An 18,675-nucleotide genomic window follows, 5' to 3' on the forward strand; every position below is an offset into this window, starting at 1 on the left:
GGGGGGGGGGGGGGGGGGGGGGCCGGCGCGGGGGCGGGGGGGGGGGGGGGGCGGGGGGGGGGCGCCGGGGGGGCGGGGCGGGGGCGGGGGCGGGGGGGGGGGGGGCCCCCCGGGGGGGGGCCCCCCCCCCCCTCACCTGTGTGGACGAGGTGTCAGTGGCCCTGTTCGTCGCGCCGGCGCTGCCAGCGCTGCTCGATACGGTCCATCATCGAACGCTTCTGCCGTCCCTGACGACGCGCGTGCGGGGCACCGGCGGCGGGTTGTTCACCCGGCTTGGGAGCTTTGCGCCAACCGGTCACGGCGAGCACGGCGCACCCCAGCATGACCAGGAAGCCCACCACGCTGAGCCACACCTGCTTGGCGACCATTCCAGCCATGAGGAGCGCGATACCCACGAGGAAGCCCGCGACCGCCTGGTAGACCCGTCGCCGGGTGTACGTACGCAGCCCGCTTCCCTCAAGCGCTGTCGCGAACTTGGGATCTTCGGCATACAGCGCTCGCTCCATTTGCTCGAGCATGCGCTGCTCGTGCTCCGAGAGCGGCACGGAGTCCTCCTCATCGTGCAGTCGCCGGGGCGACCCGGGGGGTCCCTTCAGGATAGGCAGGGAATCGCCCCCGTGAAACCCGCCCCTCTGCGCCAATTGACCAACCGGTGCCCGCCATGAACGCCCCGGCTCGTTGAATCCTGCATTCCCCAACGGCCGACCCGTCATGCCGGGCGGTCTCCCTCGATCATACGGCGCTACGCGCCCGATCGGGGGGCCTGTGGCGTACTCCATGTGCGGCCTAGTCCCTGATCAGCGGCGCACCGCACGAGGCGGTTCAGGCCCCGGAGGCCCCCTGCGTCTCGCCGAGCACGTGGAGCTGGGTGGCGACGGAGTGGAAGGCGGGGGACTGGGCCGCCGCCTCCTCCAGCTTCAGCAGCGCCTCCAGGGCGCCGGGTTCGGTGTCGACCAGGACGCCCGGGACGAGGTCGGCGAAGACCCGCACGCCGTGCACGGCGCCGACCCTGAGGCCCGCTCCCTCGACCAGCGCGCAGAGCTGCTCGGCGGTGAAGCGGCGCGGCACGGGGTCGCCCTCGCCCCAGCGGCCGTCCGGGTTCTCGAGGGCCTGCCGGGCCTCCTTGAAGTGACCGGCCAGGGCGCGCGCGAGCACGGCGCCGCCGAGGCCCGCGGCGAGCAGGCTGAGGACGCCCTCGGACCGCAGCGCGGCCACGGTGTTGCGCACGCCGTCAGCCGGGTCGTCGACGTACTCCAGGACGCCGTGGCACAGCACCGCGTCGTAGCCGCCGCGCTCGACCACGTCGAAGAGGCCGTGGGCGTCGCCCTGGACACCCTTCACCCGGTCGGCGACGTCGGCCTCGGCTGCGCGGCGCTCCAGGGCGAACAGTGCGTTCGGGCTGGGGTCGACGACGGTGACCCGGTGGCCGAGGCGGGCGACGGGCACCGCGAAGTTGCCGCTGCCGCCCCCGGTGTCGAGGACGTCCAGAGACTCCCGGCCCGTGGACTTCACCCGGCGTTCGAGGGCCTCCTGGAGGACCTCCCAGACCACGGCGGTACGGAGAGAGGCTCGGGGTCGCATCGGGTCCGACACGGCAGTTGACTCCTCGGCGCGGCACCGCCCCTTGCACGGCGGAGCGAACGGGCTGCCTCCCGTCCCTGCGCGGGAGGGAAGGCTTCAGGCGCCTTCCACCCTATTGCCTCCGGTGCCCCGCCTGGTCACTGCGGTGGCGTGCCCCGCCGATCGTCTCGTACGGCGGACGCGTTCAGCCCGTGTCCGGTAAGTCACGGTCGCTCTCCGCCTCGGTCTGCGGGTGGTCGGCGTCCTGGCGCGGCTGCGGGAGGACGGGCTGGAGGACGAGCATCCGCTCGACGAGGCGCAGGAACATCGCCACGTCGCGTATCAGGTCGTCGGCGTCCCGGCGGCTGGCCGCGCCCTGGATGCCGGCCTCGGCGCGGGCACGGCGCCGGGCCCCGGACGCGAACAGCACGCTCCACTCGGTCAGTTCGGGCGCTATCTCGGGGAGCACTTCCCAAGCGCTCCGGATGCGGGCACGCCGTCGGGACGACGGCTCCGGGCGCCCTCGTGCCGCGAGCACCGCGGCGGCCGTGCGCAGGGCTGCGAGGTGGGCCGTGGCATAGCGCTCGTTGGGTGTCTCGAGGACGGCTGCCTCGTCCAGCCCGGCGCGGGCCTGGGCGAGGAGGTCGAGGGCGGCGGGCGGGGCCGTGGTCCGGCGGAGCACGGGGTGCACGTCGCTCGCCGGGCCGGTCAGTGAGGGGGCAGGGCCGGTGGCGCGGCGCCGGCGGGCGGCTGCTGCGTGGTAGCTGGCCATGACGAACCTCCTGTCGTCTGCGTGACGGCTTAGTGGCCGTATGTGTCCATCGTGCGCTATGCCACTGACAATCCGTTCTGACCTGCGACTTTGCTTCGATCGAAGGTTCGGGATAGTTTTTGCACTGACCAGTCAGTTCAAATTCAGGGGGTGGGGGGATCATGTCCGGTGTCGGAGTCACCGCCCGCGGGCTGGGCCTCAAGGGCCCGCGCGGCTGGGCTTTCCGCGACGTCACGTTCGAAGCGGAGCCCGGCTCGCTCATCGCGATCGAAGGGCCGTCCGGTTCCGGCCGTACATGCCTGTTGCTCGTGCTCACGGGGCGGATGAAGCCCACCGCGGGCGAGGCCGAGGTCGGCGAGTGCAGGCTGCCCAAGCAGATGGCGGCCGTACGGCGGGTGGGCGGGCTCGCGCACGTCGCCGGGGTGGCCGAGCTCGAGCCGGCCCTGACTGTGGCCGAGCATCTGCACGAACGGGCGTTGCTGCAGAGGCGGTTCGGCGACTCGCTGCGCGCGCTGCTGCGGCCGCGCGGCGAGCGCGCGGCCGAGGCGAAGCTGCGGATCGACACCGCGCTGGCCACCGCGGGCCTGGACCGGGACGCCCTGCCCAAGGGCACGCGCACGGCCGTACGCGATCTCGAACGAATGGAGGCGCTGCGGCTGTCCATCGCGCTCGCCCTGCTCGGCCGGCCCCGGATGCTCGGCGTCGACGACACCGACCTGAAGCTCTCGGACACCGAACGGGACGAGGTCTGGGCGCTGTTGAGGTCGATCGCCGAGTCCGGCACGACGGTCGTGGCGGTGTGCAGCGAGGCCCCCGAGAACGCGGTCGTCGTCACCACGGGAAAGGAGAAGGCCGATGCGATCGCCGAAACTGGCCGCGCTTGAGCTGAGGCGGTTCGGCAGGGGCAGGCTGCCCCGGGCCGCCCTGGTGGCGCTCCTGGTGCTGCCGCTGCTGTACGGCGCGCTGTACCTGTGGTCGTTCTGGGACCCGTACGGCCGCCTGGACCGCATCCCCGTGGCGCTCGTCAACGACGACAAGGGGGCGACGGCCGACGGGAAGAGGATCGCCGCGGGCGACGACCTGACCAAGGGGCTGCGCGACAGCGACGTCTTCGACTGGCACGAGGTGAGCGCCGACGAGGCACGCGCGGGCGTGGAGGACGGCACGTACTACCTGTCGCTGACCATGCCGGCCGACTTCAGCGACCGGATCGCGTCCAGCGCGGGCGACTCCCCCGAGACGGGCGCGCTCCAGGTGCGCACGAACGACGCCAACAACTACATCGTCGGGCAGATCTCGCGGACGGTGTTCAGCGAGGTGCGCCAGGCCGCGTCCACCAAGGCGTCGCGGTCCTTCCTGGACAAGATCTTCATCTCGTTCTCCGACATCCACGGCGCGACGGTGAAGGCCGCCGACGGGGCCGACAAGCTCAACGGCGGGATCGGCAAGGCGGAGAAGGGCTCCAAGGACCTCGCCGACGGGCTCGACGACGCCAAGAGCGGCAGTGGCAAGCTCTCCAAGGGCCTGAAGAAGCTCAACACGGGCGCGGGCGCTCTGGAGGACGGCTCCCAGCAGGTCGCGGCGGGCACGCAGACCCTCGCCGACAAGGTCAACGCGGTCGACAAGAAGGCCGGCCCGTTCCTCAAGGACAACGAGAAGACCATCGGGGACACCGCCCAACTGGTCGCCGACTCCTCCAAGACGATCCGCCACAACCTCGCCACCCTGGTCAGGACGGCCCCGGTCGCCGCCAAGGGCGCGCACGCGGCCGCCGACACGCTGGACGACGTCTACCGGGTGCGCTGCGAGCAGCCCGTGCTGCCGGACGCGGCCTGCTCCGACCTGAAGAAGGCGAAGGAGGCGGCCGACGACGTGGAGACGATCGCCGACGACCTCAACACGCTGATCGGCGACCAGGACGGCGACCTGAAGAAGCTCGACCGGAACCTGGCCACCCTCCAGCAGCAGGCGCAGGCGCTCGCGAAGCGCGCGCCGCACCTCTCCGAGGACCTGGACGACGCCGTCGCCAAGGTCAACAAGCTGAACGACGGCGCCGGGAAGGTGGCCGCGGGCGCCAAGAAGCTGCACAAGGGGCTCGGCACGGCCTCCGGCGGCGCGGCCGACCTGGACGAGGGGGTCGGCAAGCTGAAGACCGGCGCCGAGGACCTCAACGGCGGCATGTTCAAGCTCGCCGACGGCTCCGGCAAGCTCGCGGGCGGGCTGCACGACGGCGCCGGGAAGATCCCGGACTACGACAAGAAGGACCGCGACCGGCGCACCGGGGTCATGGCCGACCCGGTCCACCTCGTCTCCAAGGACCTGCACAAGGCGCCCAACTACGGCACCGGGTTCGCCCCTTACTTCATCCCGCTGTCCCTGTGGGTGGGCGCGATGGTGGCGTACATGCTGATCGCGCCGATGAACCGGCGCGCGCTCGCCACGGGCGCCCCGGCCTGGCGGATCGCGCTCGCGGGCTGGCTCCCGGTAGTGGCGATCGGCGTGCTGCAGACGGTGGCCCTGATGGCCGTGCTGCACTGGGCGATCGGCCTGCAGATGGTGCGGGCGGCCGGCACGATCGGCTTCCTGTTCCTGGTGACGGCGTGCTTCGGGGCGATCGTGCAGTGGCTGAACGCACGCTTCGGGGCGGCGGGCCGGATCCTCGTCCTCGCCCTGCTGATGCTCCAGCTGACGTCCGCGGGCGGCACGTACCCCGTACAGACGAGCCCGGGCTTCTTCAACGCGCTGCACCCCTTCCTGCCGATGAGCTACGTCGTGGAGTCCCTCAGGCGGCTCATCACGGGCGGCGGCCTGGGACCGGTGTGGCACGCGTGCGTGGTGCTCACCGCGTTCACCGTGGGCGCCCTGGCGCTCACCGCGCTGTCGGCCCGCCGCCGGCAGGTGTGGACGCTGGACCGGCTGCACCCGGAGCTGACCCTGTGAGCGCCGCGGTGCCGTCCGGGGCCACGGCTCCTGTGAGAATCAGGGCCATGGAAAGCAGCAGCACCGCCTCGGGCGGCAGCACGCGCCGCGAGGCCACCCGGCAGAAGCTCTACGAGGCGGCCGTCACGCTCATCGCCGAGCAGGGCTTCTCCGCCACCACGGTGGACGAGATCGCGGAGCGGGCCGGGGTGGCGAAGGGCACGGTCTACTACAACTTCGCGAGCAAGTCCGTCCTCTTCGAGGAGCTGCTGCGGCACGGCGTCGGACTCCTCGCCGCGTCCCTACGGGAGGCGGCCGAGAAGACGGCCAGGGACGGCGGGAGCAAGGTGGACGCCCTGGACGCGATGATCCGCGCCGGTCTCGTCTTCATCGACCGCTACCCCGCCTTCACGCAGCTCTACGTGGCGGAGATGTGGCGCACCAACCGGGCCTGGCAGTCCACGCTGATGGTGGTCAGGCAGCAGGCGGTCTCGGTCGTCGAGGACGTACTGCGCGAGGGCGTGGCGAACGGCGAGTTCAGCGACGAGATCGACGTGCCGCTGACCGCGTCGGCACTGGTCGGCATGGTGCTGGTGGCCGCACTGGACTGGCAGTCCTTCCAGCCGGAGCGCTCCCTGGACGACGTGCACGCGGCGCTGTCCCGGCTGCTCCAGGGGCGCGTGAGCGGGCCCGGCCGCCGGTGAGCACGCCACCGCGCCGCCGATCACGCCAGTAGGCCGACGCACGTACGGACACGAAAGCGCCGGTCCGTTGTGGCCGCGTCCCCCGCGGGCCACCTCGAACCGGCGCCTTCTCGTGCTCCCCCGTTTTCACTTCCCCCCGCTGGGCCCCCGATTTCGGTCGTTCCCCCGGGTTCCCCCGTGCCTCGCTCCCGCCGACGCGCGGCCGGCGGAAGGAGCGGATCGAGGGCGGCTCCGTTCCGGCGCCCCGTGTCGCCGGTGCCGGAGCCAAGCCCCTTTTCCGTGTCACCACTGTCTCGTTCGCGCAGGTCGCAGCCCATCCGCGCGGCTACTCATCTCCGTCACTAGGTACGGATACTCAGCACTGCGCACTCACCCCCAGGACGCTCCGTTGCCGACTGGTTACCAGCGCGCCCGCGTCCGTACTCTCCCGGCGGTTCTGCTGAGGCGGACCGCGCCCTCAGTGACTGTCGGTGGCGGTCGATAAAGTCGCAGGCATGGGACGGATTGCGGTGATCGGCGCCGGGACGGGCGCGATGGCGGCCGCCGCCCGGCTGGCCGTCGCGGGCCACCGGGTGACGGTGTACGAGCGTGCGGAGACGTACGGCGGGGAGGTGCGCCGCTTCGAGCGGGACGGCTTCGGCTTCGACGCCGGTCCCGGACTGCTGACCCTGCCCGCCGTCTGGCGCGATCTGTTCGTCAAGACCGGCAAGGAGCCGCTGGAGGCGTGCGTCGAGCTGGTCCAGGTCGACCCGTCCTCACGGCACGTGTTCGCGGACGGCACCGAGGCGGCACTGCCCAACGCCTCGCGCGCGGGCGTCGTCGCCGCGCTGGACCAGGCGCTCGGGTCCGGCGCCGGCGGCCGCTGGGGCGACTTCCTGGTGCGGGCCCGCGAGGCCTGGGACCGCACCCGCCGCCCGCTGCTGGAGGAGCCGCTGTGGCCCGACTGGCCGGTGCTGGCGGACCGCGAGCCGTACCCGTCGGTCCCGCACAAGCGGCTGCTGCGCACCCGCCGGGCGGCCACGCTCGCCGAGATCGGCGCCTGGGAGCTGCGCGACCCCCGGCTCGCCGCGCTCCTGGAGAGCCACGCCCTCGCGTACGGCCTGGATCCGCGCACCGCTCCGGCGAGCGCCGCCGTGCTGGCGTACATGGAGCACGCCTTCGGAACCTGGTATGTCCGCGGCGGCACAAGGGAGTTGGCGCGCGCGGTGTACGAGCGGTGCCTGGCCCGCAGGGTCGAGTTCCGCTTCGGCGCAGAGGTGACGGGCGTGCTGGAGAAGGACGGCCGGGCGGCGGGTGTGGAGTTGGCGGACGGTTCTGTGGCGGAGGCCGACCACGTGGTCGCCGATGTGCATCCCGTACAGCTGCGGGAGCTGACGCAGCACCGGCTCGACGACGAAGGTGACGTACGGCCCGACACCGGTCCCCGCCCCGGACGGTTCACCGTGCTGCTGGCGCTGCGCGGCCCGCGGGAGGCCGCTGCGGTGCATCGCACGGTCGTCCACGCCCCGGACCGCACGGCCGAGTTGGACTCTCTCGAGTCTCCCTCGCCCGAGCCCGTCCGGCCCACGGTGACCGTGCTGCGGCCGGACGACCCGGCGCTGCGGCCGGACGGGGAGCACGAGTCGGTGGTCCTGTCCGCGGTGGTCCCGTCCGGCGACGGCCGGCACCTGCCCGCACGGCACGAGGCCCTCGCCGACGCACTCGTAGCCGCGGCGGAGACCGCGATACCGGGGCTGCGGGAGCGGATCCTCTGGCGCGAGGTGGAGGCGGGCGCCGGCCTCGGCGGAGTGTCCGCGCCATCGCTGGCCGCCGGACACGGGCGCTTCCTGCACCCGGCCAACACCACCCGCCTGCCGGGGCTCTACCGGGTCGGCGGCTGGTCGCACCCCGGCGGCGGCCTCCCCCACGCGGGCATGTCCGGCGCGCTGGTGGCCGGACTCATCGTGGAGGGACCGGAGTTCAGGGGTTCTCAGTGAGCGCCGTCCGCTGAGGGATGCGGAGGCGACGGGCGCTCAGAAGCGGTACTGCTCGTCGAACCCGTTCCCCTGCGGCTGGCCCTGGCCGTCGCCCTGGTAGGGGTAGGGCTGCTCCGGCGGGAGCTCGCCGCCGTAGGTCTCGTCGGTGCGCTGCTGCGGGACCCACACCCCGCCGGACGGGGTCTCGCCGCCGTATCCGCCGGTGCCGTACTGCTGCTGGTCCTGGCCGTAGCCCTGCTGGCCGTACTGCTGCCCGTAGGTGGCGTCGTAGCCGCCGTAGGTCTGCGTGCCGATGTACGGGTCGGAGTAGGCGGCGTACTGCTGCTGAGCGCCGGTGTCGTAGCCGTACTGCTGCTGCTGGTCGTAGCCCGAGTAGTCGTAGGCGTAGGCCTGGTCGGCGCCCTGGGCGGTCGCCGCGTACTGGTCCTGGGCCTGGCCCGCGCCGGCGTACGCGGCGTTGTCGTATATGCCGTACGAACCGGTGTCGTCGGGCATGGGCTGCGGCTCGTACACCGCGGTGCTCTCGGCGGCCGTGGGCTGGGCCTGATGGGCGGGCGTGAAGACGTCGTCGCGGTCGTAGTCGTCGTTGAAGGCGACGTTCTCGCGGGTGTACGCGTCCCGCTCCTCGTATCCGCCGTCGCCCGGCTCGAGGTCGGAGACCTCCAGAGTCGGGTCCTGGTGCTCCGCCCTGCCGCGCCGCCGCTTGCTGCCGTCCTCACCCTCGGGGCGCTTGACCGCCCAGCCCGCGGAGAAGCCGCGGCGGAAGGAGAGGGTGACGTAGGTCTGGCCGACGGCGAACGCGGCCGCGCCCAGACCGATGACGATCACCGAGGGGATCAGCACCCCGATGACGACACCCAGGAAGCCCGCGAACGCGAGCAGCCGCCAGCGCAGCCGTGCCTTGTACTGCAGCAGCACCTCGCCGAGCAGCCACAGCGCGACGATTCCGAACGCGATGTAGAGGACCGTCCAGCCCATGTACGCCCCTCTCCCAGTCGCCGCTACGCAGTGTGTCGTACTCCGGTGCGGCCGGTCTAGGCCTGCGGTGGGTGGTGCAGGCCCAGGTTCTCGTAGATTTCCAGCGTCGCCGTGGAGTTGTTGAGCGTGATGAAGTGCAGTCCTGGCACTCCCTCGGCCAGCAGCCGTGCGCAGAACTCCGTGGCGTATTCAATGCCAATGGAGCGTACAGCGGCCGGATCGTCTTTTGCTGTGAGGATCCGCTCTTTCAGGACGGACGGGATGTGGGCGTTGCTGAGCTGTGGCAGCCGTTCCAGCATCCTCACACTGGTCACCGGCATCACTTCGGGGATGACGGGGGTCTCGCAGCCGGCCGCGGTGACACGGTCGCGCAGCCGCAGATAGGACTCCGGCTGGAAGAACATCTGCGTGATGGCGTAGTCGGCGCCGGCCCGGCACTTGTTCACGAAGTGGGTGACGTCGGTGTCCCAGTCGTCGGAGCGCGGATGCATCTCCGGGAAGGCCGCGACGCCCACGCAGAAGTCGCCGGACTCCTTGATGAGCTGGACGAGGTCCGCGGCGTAGACGAGGCCCTTCGGGTGCTGCACCCAGTCCCCCATGGGGTCGCCGGGCGGGTCGCCGCGCACGGCGAGCATGTTGCGGATCCCGGCGTCGGCGTACTGGCCGATGATGTTGCGCAGCTCGGCGATGGAGTGGTTGACCGCGGTGAGGTGGGCGACCGGGGTCAGCGTGGTGTCGGCGACGATCTGCTCGGTCTCCTTGACCGTGCCGGCGCGGGTCGAGCCGCCGGCGCCGTAGGTCACGGAGACGAAGTCGGGAGCCACGGCCTCGACCCTGCGCAGCGCGCTCCACAGGTTCCGCTCACCCTCGGGCGTCTTGGGCGCCGAGAACTCGAAGGAGTACGTCGTCTTGCCCGTGGCGAGCATGTCCCGCACGGTGCGTGCGCGATCAGTCCTTGTGGATGCGGTTCCGAGGGCCATACTCGCAGGTTAACCAGGGGGCGGCGGTCCCCCAACCGAACGCGGGATTTTTACCCGAATTGTCGACCTGCTGTCCACGCCTCGGACAGCCGGCGCGATCACGCCTGCCGCAGCCTCTTGGCGAACTCCGCCGCCGCGGCGCCCGGGTCCTCCGCTTCGGTGATCGCGCGGACGACCACGACCCGGCGGGCTCCGGCGTCGAGCACCTGGTCGAGGTTGGTGAGGTCGATGCCGCCGATGGCGAACCAGGGGCGGTCGGTGCCGAGGGAGGCGGTGTACCGGACCAGGTCGAGTCCTGGGGCGTGGCGGCCCGGCTTGGTCGGGGTCGGCCAGCAGGGTCCGGTGCAGAAGTAGTCGACGCCCTCCTGGACGGCGGCCGCGGCGGCCTCGGACTCCGCGTGTGTCGAACGGCCGACCAGGACGTCGTCGCCGAGGATCGCGCGGGCCGCGGGGACCGGGAGGTCGCCCTGGCCGAGGTGGAGGACATCGGCGCCGGCTGCGTGCGCGACGTCCGCGCGGTCGTTGACCGCGAGCAGCCTGCCGTGGCGGGCGCAGGCGTCCGCGAAGACCGCGAGGTGCTCCAGCTCCTCGCCCGCCTCCATGCCCTTGTCGCGCAGCTGCACGATGTCGACGCCGCCCGCCAGGACGGCGTCCAGGAACTCCGGCAGATCCCCCTGGCGCCTGCGCGCGTCCGTGCAGAGGTAGACGCGGGCGTCGGCGAGGCGGGCGCGTGCGGTGGCTGCGGTGCCGGGCATGTGGGTGTCCCCCGTTGTCGGTGGCGTACGGGCCGCGGGCCCGCGCGAAGCTTCGGTCCGCGGGCCGCAGTGAACCACGGTCGTGGCTCACGCGGGCCCCGGCCCGTACGCCGGACGGTGTTCGGATCAGCGAGTTCGGCTCAGACGGCGAGCGCCTGGGCGCGGCGCTTCACCTCCGTGCCTCGATTCTCACTGAGGGCCTGGGCGGGGGTGCCCGGCAGGCTCTCGTCGGGAGTGAAGAGCCACTCGAGCATCTCCTCGTCGGTGAAGCCGTCGTCGCGCAGGAGCGTCAGGGTGCCGGCCAGGCCCTTGACGACCTTGTCCCCGTCGATGAAGGCGGCGGGGACGTGCAGTGCTCGGTTCTCACCACGGCGTACGGCGATGAGCTGGCCCTCCTTGACCAGCTGCCGCACTCGCGTCACCTCGACATCGAGCATCTCTGCGATGTCGGGGAGGGTGAGCCAGGCGGGGACGAGAGCATCGATGTTTGCGTCAATCTCGGTCACGGAATCAAGCCTGCCATCCCGCACTGACAGTCGGAAGCCGGACTGGCCCGACCTGGGGTTCCGCGTCACGTCGTGGCGGCCTTCAGGGGCCTTGCCGGATCCCCGATGCGCTCGGCGTCCATCGGGGTGCCGGCCTCGATCAGCCGCCTGCCCTGCGCCAGGTCCCTGGGCCGGCCGACCGCGAGCAGGCCGACCAGGCGGCCCTCGCGCAGCCAGCAGACGGACCACGCGGGCCCGGACGGGTCGCCGCGCCACAGGGTCGTGTCGGCACAGGCGTGGTGGCCGGCGTACTGGACGAAACGGCCGAACTGCTCCGACCAGAAGTACGGAACGGGGTCGTAGACGGCCGGTGGCGCACCGGTGGCCCCGCCGACGATGTTCTCGGCCACCGTGCGCGGCCCCTGGAGGGCGTTGTCCCAGTGGTGGACCAGCAGGCGCTCGCCGTACCGCCCCGAGGGGAAGGAGGCGCAGTCGCCGACGGCGTAGACGTCCGGCGCCGAGGTGCGCAGATGGGCGTCGGCGACGACCTCGTGGTGCGTTCCGAGCTCTATGCCGGAGCCGGTCAGCCAGGCCGTGGCGGGGCGTGCGCCGATGCCGACCACTACGGCGCCCGCGGGCAGCCGTGATCCGTCGTCGAGGACGACCGCGCCCGGCTCGACGCGCTCCACGCGCGCGTGCGTGCGCAGTTCGACGCCGGCGTCGGCGTACCAGGCGGCCATCGGCGCGGCCACCTCGGCCGGCAGCGCGCCCGCGAGCGGCCGGTCGGCCGCCTCGACGACCGTCACGGCGCAGCCCGCCTCGCGCGCGGCCGTGGCGAACTCGGCGCCGATCCAGCCCGCGCCGACCACCACGATGTCGTGCTGCCGGGCGAGCACGGGCCGCAGCCGCTCGGCGTCGTCCAGGGTGCGCAGCAGATGCACGCCGGGGACGCCCTCGGCGCCCGGCAGGCGGATCGGTTCGGCACCGGTGGCGAGCACCAGGACGTCGTAGGGGACGGGCCCGGCCTCGGTGTCCAGTTCGTGCTCGCCGGGGCGCAGGCCCAGCACCTCGCACCCGAGCCGGAGTTCGATGCCGAGCGCCTCGAAGTCGACGTCGAAGGCGGAGCCCTCGGACTTGCCGAGCAGGACGGCCTTGGACAGCGGGGGCCGGTCGTAGGGCTGGTGGGGCTCGGCGCCGATCAGCGTCACGCGGCCGGTGAAGCCCTGTTCGCGCAGGGCCACCGCGCACTGCACACCGGCCATGCCCGCGCCCACCACGACCACGCGCCGCGGGGGCGGCCCGCCCGTCTCCTGCGTCTGCTCGCTCACCTGATCACCCTAGCCAACTGACAAATTGTCAGTCAGCAGTCGTGCTCACTCAGTGACCTGCTCCACAACGCTGGTGCCGCTGCCTGTCTGCGACTCCCACTCCCAGCTCTCCTCCAGCCGCACGCGCCCGTCCGGCAGCTCCACCACCGTGGACACGCAGTGCCCCGAGGACGTCGTGCCGTCCCGCTTGAGCTGGACGTACCGGAAGTCCAGCCGGTCACCGGCCCGGGTACCCACCAGATGACCGCGTACGACGTCGCCACCCGCGTACTCGGCCCAGATCCCGCCGTCCTTCTCGTGGTACGTGAACCGCGTCCGAGTACCCACCTGACCTGGGGCCTGGTCGGCGACGGGGGCGAGGACGAGGCCGTCCAGCGAGCGGGGCATGGCAGGAGGCTCCCTTACAGAGGCGCGGGGGGTCGGGCTAGGGTGGCCAACGTACAAGCACTCGCGGGAGCCCGGACGCACCGGGCTGAGAGGGAGGCTGGCGGCCTCCGACCGTACGAACCTGATCCGGGTCATGCCGGCGAAGGGAGGGGCTGGACGCCCATGCCGTCACGTACGTCAGACGTCCTCGTCATCGGGGGCGGAATCATCGGCCTGGTCACGGCCTGGCGCGCCGCGCAGCGCGGGTTCGCCACGGCCGTCGTGGACCCCGAACCGGGTGGCGGGGCCGCGCAGGTGGCCGCCGGGATGCTCGCCGCGGTCACGGAGCTGCACTACGGCGAGCAGACCCTGCTCGGCCTGAACCTGGCCTCGGCCCGCCGCTATCCGGAGTTCGCGGCCGAGCTCACCGACCTCACCGGCCACGACCTCGGCTACCGCCGGTGCGGCACGCTCGCCGTCGCGCTGGACGCCGACGACCGCGCCCACCTGCGCGAACTGCACGCCCTGCAACGGGAGTCGGGCCTGGACTCGGAGTGGCTGTCGGGCCGCGACTGCCGGCGCCTGGAGCCGATGCTCGCACCCGGCGTGCGCGGCGGGCTGCGGGTCGACGGCGACCACCAGATCGACCCGCGGCGGCTGGCACGCGCGCTGGTCGCCGCGTGCGAGCGGGCGGGCGTGGTCTTCCACCGCCAGTGGGCGGAGCGCTTCCACGTCGCGGGGGACCGGGCCTCCGGTGTCACCACGGCCGACGGCACCGAGCTGGGCGCGGGCCAGGTGGTGCTCGCCGCGGGCAGCCTCAGCGGGCGGCTCCCGGGTGTCCCGGACGACGTGCTGCCGCCCGTGCGGCCGGTGAAGGGGCAGGTGCTGCGGCTGACCGTGCCGCAGCGGTTCGCGCCCTTCCTGAGCCGTACCGTGCGCGCCGTGGTGCGCGGCAGCCAGGTCTACCTGGTGCCGCGTGAGAACGGCGAGCTGGTGATCGGCGCGACCACCGAGGAGCTCGGCTGGGACACGACGGTCACCGCGGGCGGGGTGTACGAGCTGCTGCGCGACGCGCACGAGCTGGTCCCCGGCATCACCGAGCTGCCGCTGACGGAGACGCGCGCGGGACTGCGCCCGGGCTCCCCCGACAACGCGCCCCTGCTCGGCCCGACACAGCTGCCCGGGCTGCTGCTGGCCACCGGGCACCACCGCAACGGCGTGCTGCTCACGCCGGTCACCGGCGACGCCATGGCGCATGTCCTGGCCACCGGCGAACTCCCGGACGAGGCCCGCCCGTTCACCCCGAGGCGCTTCGCGCGCGTGGAGCAGCCCGCATGAACATCTCCGTCAACGGAGAGCCCCGGCAGTTCGCCTCCGGCACCGCTCTCGACACCGTCGTGCGGACGCTGGCCCCGGCCCCCTCCGGAGTCGCCGCCGCCCTCAACGAAACCGTCGTCCCGCGCGCCCAGTGGCCGTCGACCTCCCTCTCCGAGGGGGACCGCGTCGAGGTCCTCACCGCCGTCCAAGGAGGCTGACCCATGGCCGACGATCCCTTCGTCATCGGCGGTACGGCCTTCACGTCCCGCCTGATCATGGGCACCGGCGGTGCCCCCAGCCTCGACGTGCTGGAGCGGGCGCTGGTGGCGTCCGGCACAGAGCTGACGACGGTCGCGATGCGGCGCGTGGACCCCTCGGTGCACGGCTCGGTGCTGTCCGTCCTGGACCGGCTCGGCATCCAGGTGCTGCCGAACACGGCGGGCTGCTTCACCGCCGGGGAGGCGGTGCTGACCGCTCGCCTGGCGCGCGAGGCACTCGGCACCGAACTGATCAAACTTGAGGTGATCGCCGACGAGCGCACCCTTCTGCCCGACCCGATCGAGCTGCTCGACGCCGCCGAGACCCTGGTCGACGACGGCTTCACGGTGCTGCCGTACACCAACGACGACCCCGTCCTCGCCCGGAAGCTGGAGGACACCGGCTGCGCGGCGATCATGCCGCTCGGCTCGCCCATCGGCTCCGGTCTCGGCATCCGCAACCCGCACAACTTCCAGCTCATCACCGAGCACGCGCGCGTGCCGGTGATCCTGGACGCGGGCGCCGGTACGGCCTCGGACGCGGCGCTCGCGATGGAGCTGGGGTGCGCGGGTGTGATGCTCGCCTCCGCGGTGACGCGGGCGCGGGAGCCGCAGCTGATGGCGGAGGCCATGAAACACGCCGTGGAGGCGGGCAGGCTCGCGCACCGGGCGGGCCGCATTCCGCGCCGTCATTTCGCCGAGGCGTCCTCGCCGCGGGAGGGGCGCGCGCACCTGGATCCCGAGCGTCCCGCGTTCTGAACGCGCGTTCGACGGCCCTCGAGAACCGGTGCGAGGTCCGTCACAGGTCGGCTGCAGTCACGCCCCGATCCGGCAGGAAGGGACGGTCCTGTCGGTCACGGCTCGTACACTCACCTGCGTGGATACGACCCTTCAGGACCCTCTGGTCGGGCAGGTGCTCGACGGGCGCTATCGCGTGGACGCGCGGATCGCGGTCGGCGGCATGGCCACGGTCTACCGGGCCCTGGACACCCGCCTGGACCGCGTGCTCGCGCTGAAGGTGATGCACCCGACGCTCGCCGCCGACGGCACCTTCGTCGAGCGCTTCATCCGGGAGGCGAAGTCGGTCGCCCGGCTGGCCCACCCGAACGTGGTGCAGGTCTTCGACCAGGGCACCGACGGGTCGTACGTCTATCTCGCCATGGAGTACGTCGCCGGGTGCACCCTGCGCGACGTGCTGCGCGAGCGCGGGGCGCTGCAGCCGCGCGCCGCCCTGGACATCCTGGAGCCGGTCCTCGCCGCCCTCGGTGCCGCGCACCGGGCCGGTTTCGTGCACCGGGACATGAAGCCGGAGAACGTGCTGATAGGGGACGACGGCCGGGTGAAGGTCGCCGACTTCGGGCTGGTCCGCGCGGTGAACACGGTCACCAGCACGACGGGGACCGTCCTCGGCACGGTCTCCTACCTCGCACCGGAGCAGATCGAGCACGGCATCGCCGACCCCCGGGTCGACGTGTACGCGTGCGGTGTCGTCCTGTACGAGATGCTGACCGGCGACCGGCCGCACGGCGGGGACTCGCCGGCGACCGTCCTCTACAAGCACATCCACGAGGACGTCCCGCCGCCCTCGGCCGCCGTGCCGGGGCTGGCGTACGAGCTGGACGAGCTGGTCGCGGTGGCCACCGCCCGCACCCCGGACCGGCGTCCGCAGGACGCGGTGGCGCTGCTCGCACACACGCGTGACGTGCGCGCCGCGCTCGACGCGGACCAGCTCGACGCGATGCCGCCGCAGGCCCTCGCCGCGGGCCACATGGACATCTCCCAGGACCGTACGAGCGTGATCCCGCGCGCCCTGGCGATGCAGCATCCCCTGCCGGTGCACGAGGACGACGTCCTGCGCACCAGCCGGCTGGAGAGTCCGCCACCCCTGCCGCCGCGGCGGCGCGGCGCGGGCGCCCGGCGCGGTCCGGTCGCGATCGTCCTCGCCGTGCTGCTGGTCCTCGGGGTCGGCGCCGGCGTCTGGTACATCAACTCCGGCCAGTTCACCAAGGTCCCGCCGGTGCTGGCGAAGACCCAGACCGAGGCGCGGAAGCAGCTCGGGGACGCCGGGCTCGACCTCGGCAAGGTCCAGCACGCCTACAGCGACACGGTCAAGCGGGGCACGGTCATCAGCTCGGACCCGGTACCGGGCAGCCGTATCCGTGACAACGCCGCCGTGACGCTCACCATCTCCGACGGCCCGGAGACCGTGCGGGTGCCGGACCTGGAGGGCCGGCCGCTGGGCCAGGCCAGGGCCCAGCTGAAGAAGGCCGCCCTGGAGCCCGGCATGGTCACCCGCGAGTTCAGCGACGACGTCGACAAGGGCTCCGTGATCTCCACCGACCCCGAGGCGGGCACGACCCGGCACGCGGGCTCGGCGATCGCGCTGGTCGTGAGCAAGGGCAGCCCCGTCGACGTCCCGGACGTCACCGGGGAGGACCTGGAGGACGCGAAGGGCGACCTGGAGGATGCGGGCCTGGCGGTGAAGATCGCCCCGGAGCGGGTCAACTCCGAGTTCGACAAGGGCCAGGTCGCCACGCAGACGCCCGCGGGCGACGGCCAGGCCGCCGAGGGCGACACGGTCACGCTGACCCTCTCCAAGGGCCCGGTGATGGTCGAGGTCCCGGACGTCAAGGGTGACAGCGTCGACGACGCGAAGCAGACGCTCGAGGGCGCCGGCTTCAAGGTCAGCGAGGACCGCGGGCTGCTGGGCCTGTTCGGCGACACCGTCAAGGACCAGTCCGTGAAGGGCGGGGACAAGGCGCCCAAGGGGTCGACGATCACCATCAAGATCCGGTGACGGAGCACTTCGTACCGCGTGACACCCTTGGCGGGTGAAGAGTCTGCAGCCCCGCAACCCCGTCGGCGGCCACGTTCCCGTGGCCGGCGGCCTGAGCTCCGTCGGCCTGTCCTACGCCCATGACCTCAAGGCCGAGACGGTGCAGGTCTTCGTCGCCAACCCGCGCGGCTGGGCCACGCCCGCCGGCAGTCCGCGGCAGGACGAGGAGTTCCGCGCGGTGTGCGAGGCCGAGTCGATCCCGGCGTACGTGCATGCCCCGTATCTGATCAACTTCGGTTCGCACACCGAGGCGACCGTCGAGAAGTCCGTGGAGTCGATGCGGCACTCGCTGCGGCGCGGGCGGGAGATCGGGGCGCTCGGCGTGGTCGTGCACACGGGCAGCGCCACCGGCGGCCGGGACCGCTCCGTGGCCCTGAAGCAGGTGCGGGAGCATCTGCTGCCGCTGCTGGACGAGCTCACCCATGACGACGACCCGTTCCTGCTGCTGGAGTCGACGGCCGGGCAGGGCGCCTCGCTGTGCTCGCGGACCTGGGACTTCGGACCGTACTTCGAGGCGCTGGACGCCCACCCCAAGCTGGGCGTCTGCCTGGACACCTGCCACATCTTCGCGGCCGGGCACGACGTGACCGGGCCGGTCGGCATGCACCAGACGCTGGACCTGCTGGTGGACACGGTCGGCGCGGGCCGGCTGAAGCTGATCCACGCCAACGACTCCAAGGACGTCGTCGGCGCGCACAAGGACCGGCACGAGAACATCGGCGCAGGTCACATCGGCGAGGAGCCGTTCCGGGCGCTGATGACCCACCCCGCGACCGAGGGCGTACCGCTGATCATCGAGACGCCCGGCGGCAAGGAGGGACACGCTGCGGACGTGGAGCGCTGAAAAAACTTCGCGATTCACGGTCCGCCAAGGAATACCCCCATGGGGTATACGGTTCCAGCTCGGTGCAGGAACCGTGACCTGACATTGGGGGCAGTCATGCACGAGACACACGCACACTCACCGGCGCAGCCGCACGCGCACCATCACCCGGCCGGGGCCTCCTGGAGCATGGCCGCCCAGGCGACCCTGCACTGCCTCACCGGCTGCGCCATCGGCGAGGTGCTGGGCATGGTGATCGGCACCGCGCTGGGCTGGGGCAACCTCTCCACGACGGTCCTGGCGATCGTCCTGGCGTTCTTCTTCGGCTACTCGCTCACGCTGCGCGGCGTGCTGAGGGCCGGCGTCGGCTTCCGTACGGCCTTCCGGGTGGCGCTGGCCGCGGACACCCTGTCCATCGCCGTGATGGAGCTGATCGACAACGGCGTGATCGTGCTGTGGCCCGACGCCATGGACGCCACCCTCGGCGACCTGCTGTTCTGGGCCTCGCTGGCGATCTCGCTCGCGCTCGCCTTCGTCGTGACGACGCCTGTCAACAAGTGGATGATCGGCCGCGGCAAGGGCCACGCGGTGGTGCACGCGTACCACCACTGACGGCGTC

At 72.4% G+C, this 18,675-nt stretch carries 18 protein-coding genes, 1 pseudogene and 1 riboswitch; of the genes and pseudogenes, 10 read left to right on the plus strand and 9 right to left on the minus strand.

Features of this window, described 5'->3' with window-relative positions:
• Nucleotides 1-152 precede the first annotated feature (152 nt).
• The 3 genes from ACGFYN_RS33160 to ACGFYN_RS33170 form a co-directional block, all read right to left on the minus strand.
• Complete coding sequence (locus tag ACGFYN_RS33160) at nucleotides 153-545, minus strand: DUF3040 domain-containing protein (RefSeq protein ID WP_232648209.1); 393 nt, start codon at nucleotides 543-545, stop codon at nucleotides 153-155.
• Nucleotides 546-822: 277 nt separating this feature from the next.
• Nucleotides 823-1,593 carry a methyltransferase gene (locus ACGFYN_RS33165; protein WP_393869618.1) on the minus strand — a complete coding sequence of 257 codons (771 nt, stop codon included), beginning with the start codon at nucleotides 1,591-1,593 and terminating at the stop codon, nucleotides 823-825.
• Nucleotides 1,594-1,765: 172 nt separating this feature from the next.
• Nucleotides 1,766-2,332, minus strand: coding sequence for an SAV_6107 family HEPN domain-containing protein (locus tag ACGFYN_RS33170; RefSeq protein ID WP_393869619.1), 567 nt, complete (start codon nucleotides 2,330-2,332; stop codon nucleotides 1,766-1,768).
• Between the two features lie 161 nt (nucleotides 2,333-2,493).
• Between ACGFYN_RS33170 and ACGFYN_RS33175 the strand changes: the two genes are divergently transcribed.
• From ACGFYN_RS33175 to ACGFYN_RS33190, 4 genes are all read left to right on the plus strand, one after another.
• On the plus strand, nucleotides 2,494-3,216 hold the full coding sequence (locus tag ACGFYN_RS33175; RefSeq protein ID WP_393869620.1) for an ATP-binding cassette domain-containing protein: 723 nt from the start codon (nucleotides 2,494-2,496) through the stop codon (nucleotides 3,214-3,216).
• Nucleotides 3,188-5,272, plus strand: coding sequence for a YhgE/Pip family protein (locus ACGFYN_RS33180; RefSeq protein WP_393869621.1), 2,085 nt, complete (start codon nucleotides 3,188-3,190; stop codon nucleotides 5,270-5,272). The genes ACGFYN_RS33175 and ACGFYN_RS33180 overlap by 29 nt, the downstream gene beginning before the upstream one ends.
• Nucleotides 5,273-5,319: 47 nt before the next feature.
• A complete protein-coding gene (locus ACGFYN_RS33185) occupies nucleotides 5,320-5,955 on the plus strand; it encodes a TetR/AcrR family transcriptional regulator (protein WP_393869622.1) in 636 nt (211 codons plus the stop codon).
• Nucleotides 5,956-6,449: 494 nt separating this feature from the next.
• Entirely contained in the window at nucleotides 6,450-7,931 is a 1,482-nt protein-coding gene (locus tag ACGFYN_RS33190; RefSeq protein WP_393869623.1) for a phytoene desaturase family protein, read from the plus strand.
• Nucleotides 7,932-7,967: 36 nt separating this feature from the next.
• On the opposite strand, the gene ACGFYN_RS33195 is transcribed toward ACGFYN_RS33190, so the two are convergent.
• The 6 genes from ACGFYN_RS33195 to ACGFYN_RS33220 form a co-directional block, all read right to left on the minus strand.
• A complete protein-coding gene (locus ACGFYN_RS33195) occupies nucleotides 7,968-8,909 on the minus strand; it encodes a hypothetical protein (RefSeq protein ID WP_393869624.1) in 942 nt (313 codons plus the stop codon).
• Between the two features lie 56 nt (nucleotides 8,910-8,965).
• On the minus strand, nucleotides 8,966-9,889 hold the full coding sequence (gene metF / locus ACGFYN_RS33200; protein WP_393869625.1) for a methylenetetrahydrofolate reductase [NAD(P)H]: 924 nt from the start codon (nucleotides 9,887-9,889) through the stop codon (nucleotides 8,966-8,968).
• A gap of 98 nt (nucleotides 9,890-9,987) precedes the next feature.
• Nucleotides 9,988-10,644: a thiamine phosphate synthase gene (gene thiE / locus ACGFYN_RS33205; RefSeq protein WP_393869626.1), complete on the minus strand. Its 657-nt coding sequence runs from the start codon at nucleotides 10,642-10,644 to the stop codon at nucleotides 9,988-9,990.
• A gap of 140 nt (nucleotides 10,645-10,784) precedes the next feature.
• Entirely contained in the window at nucleotides 10,785-11,150 is a 366-nt protein-coding gene (locus ACGFYN_RS33210; RefSeq protein ID WP_393869627.1) for an Rv2175c family DNA-binding protein, read from the minus strand.
• Nucleotides 11,151-11,215: 65 nt separating this feature from the next.
• Nucleotides 11,216-12,457, minus strand: a complete 1,242-nt coding sequence (locus ACGFYN_RS33215) for an NAD(P)/FAD-dependent oxidoreductase (RefSeq protein ID WP_393869628.1) — start codon at nucleotides 12,455-12,457, stop codon at nucleotides 11,216-11,218.
• A 45-nt stretch (nucleotides 12,458-12,502) separates the two neighbouring features.
• Nucleotides 12,503-12,844, minus strand: a complete 342-nt coding sequence (locus ACGFYN_RS33220) for a hypothetical protein (RefSeq protein ID WP_393869629.1) — start codon at nucleotides 12,842-12,844, stop codon at nucleotides 12,503-12,505.
• Between the two features lie 53 nt (nucleotides 12,845-12,897).
• Nucleotides 12,898-13,009, plus strand: a riboswitch (TPP riboswitch).
• On the opposite strand from ACGFYN_RS33220, the gene thiO reads away from it, so the two are divergent.
• The 6 genes and pseudogenes from thiO to ACGFYN_RS33250 all read left to right on the plus strand — a co-directional run bounded on the left by thiO (nucleotide 13,007) and on the right by ACGFYN_RS33250 (nucleotide 18,668).
• Nucleotides 13,007-14,161: a glycine oxidase ThiO gene (gene thiO, locus ACGFYN_RS33225; protein ID WP_393869630.1), complete on the plus strand. Its 1,155-nt coding sequence runs from the start codon at nucleotides 13,007-13,009 to the stop codon at nucleotides 14,159-14,161. It overlaps the preceding riboswitch by 3 nt.
• A complete protein-coding gene (gene thiS / locus ACGFYN_RS33230; protein WP_393869631.1) occupies nucleotides 14,158-14,358 on the plus strand; it encodes a sulfur carrier protein ThiS in 201 nt (66 codons plus the stop codon). Before thiO ends, thiS begins: the two co-directional genes overlap by 4 nt.
• Before the next feature lie 3 nt (nucleotides 14,359-14,361).
• Nucleotides 14,362-15,156, plus strand: coding sequence for a thiazole synthase (locus tag ACGFYN_RS33235; RefSeq protein WP_393869632.1), 795 nt, complete (start codon nucleotides 14,362-14,364; stop codon nucleotides 15,154-15,156).
• Between the two features lie 118 nt (nucleotides 15,157-15,274).
• Nucleotides 15,275-17,194, plus strand: a complete 1,920-nt coding sequence (gene pknB, locus ACGFYN_RS33240; protein ID WP_393869633.1) for a Stk1 family PASTA domain-containing Ser/Thr kinase — start codon at nucleotides 15,275-15,277, stop codon at nucleotides 17,192-17,194.
• A gap of 34 nt (nucleotides 17,195-17,228) precedes the next feature.
• Nucleotides 17,229-18,154 (plus strand): annotated as a pseudogene (locus ACGFYN_RS33245) (deoxyribonuclease IV).
• Between the two features lie 19 nt (nucleotides 18,155-18,173).
• Complete coding sequence (locus ACGFYN_RS33250) at nucleotides 18,174-18,668, plus strand: DUF4396 domain-containing protein (RefSeq protein WP_393869634.1); 495 nt, start codon at nucleotides 18,174-18,176, stop codon at nucleotides 18,666-18,668.
• Nucleotides 18,669-18,675: the final 7 nt, after the last annotated feature.

The organism is Streptomyces sp. NPDC048419 (assembly GCF_043200415.1).
Classification (GTDB): Bacteria; Actinomycetota; Actinomycetes; order Streptomycetales; family Streptomycetaceae; genus Streptomyces.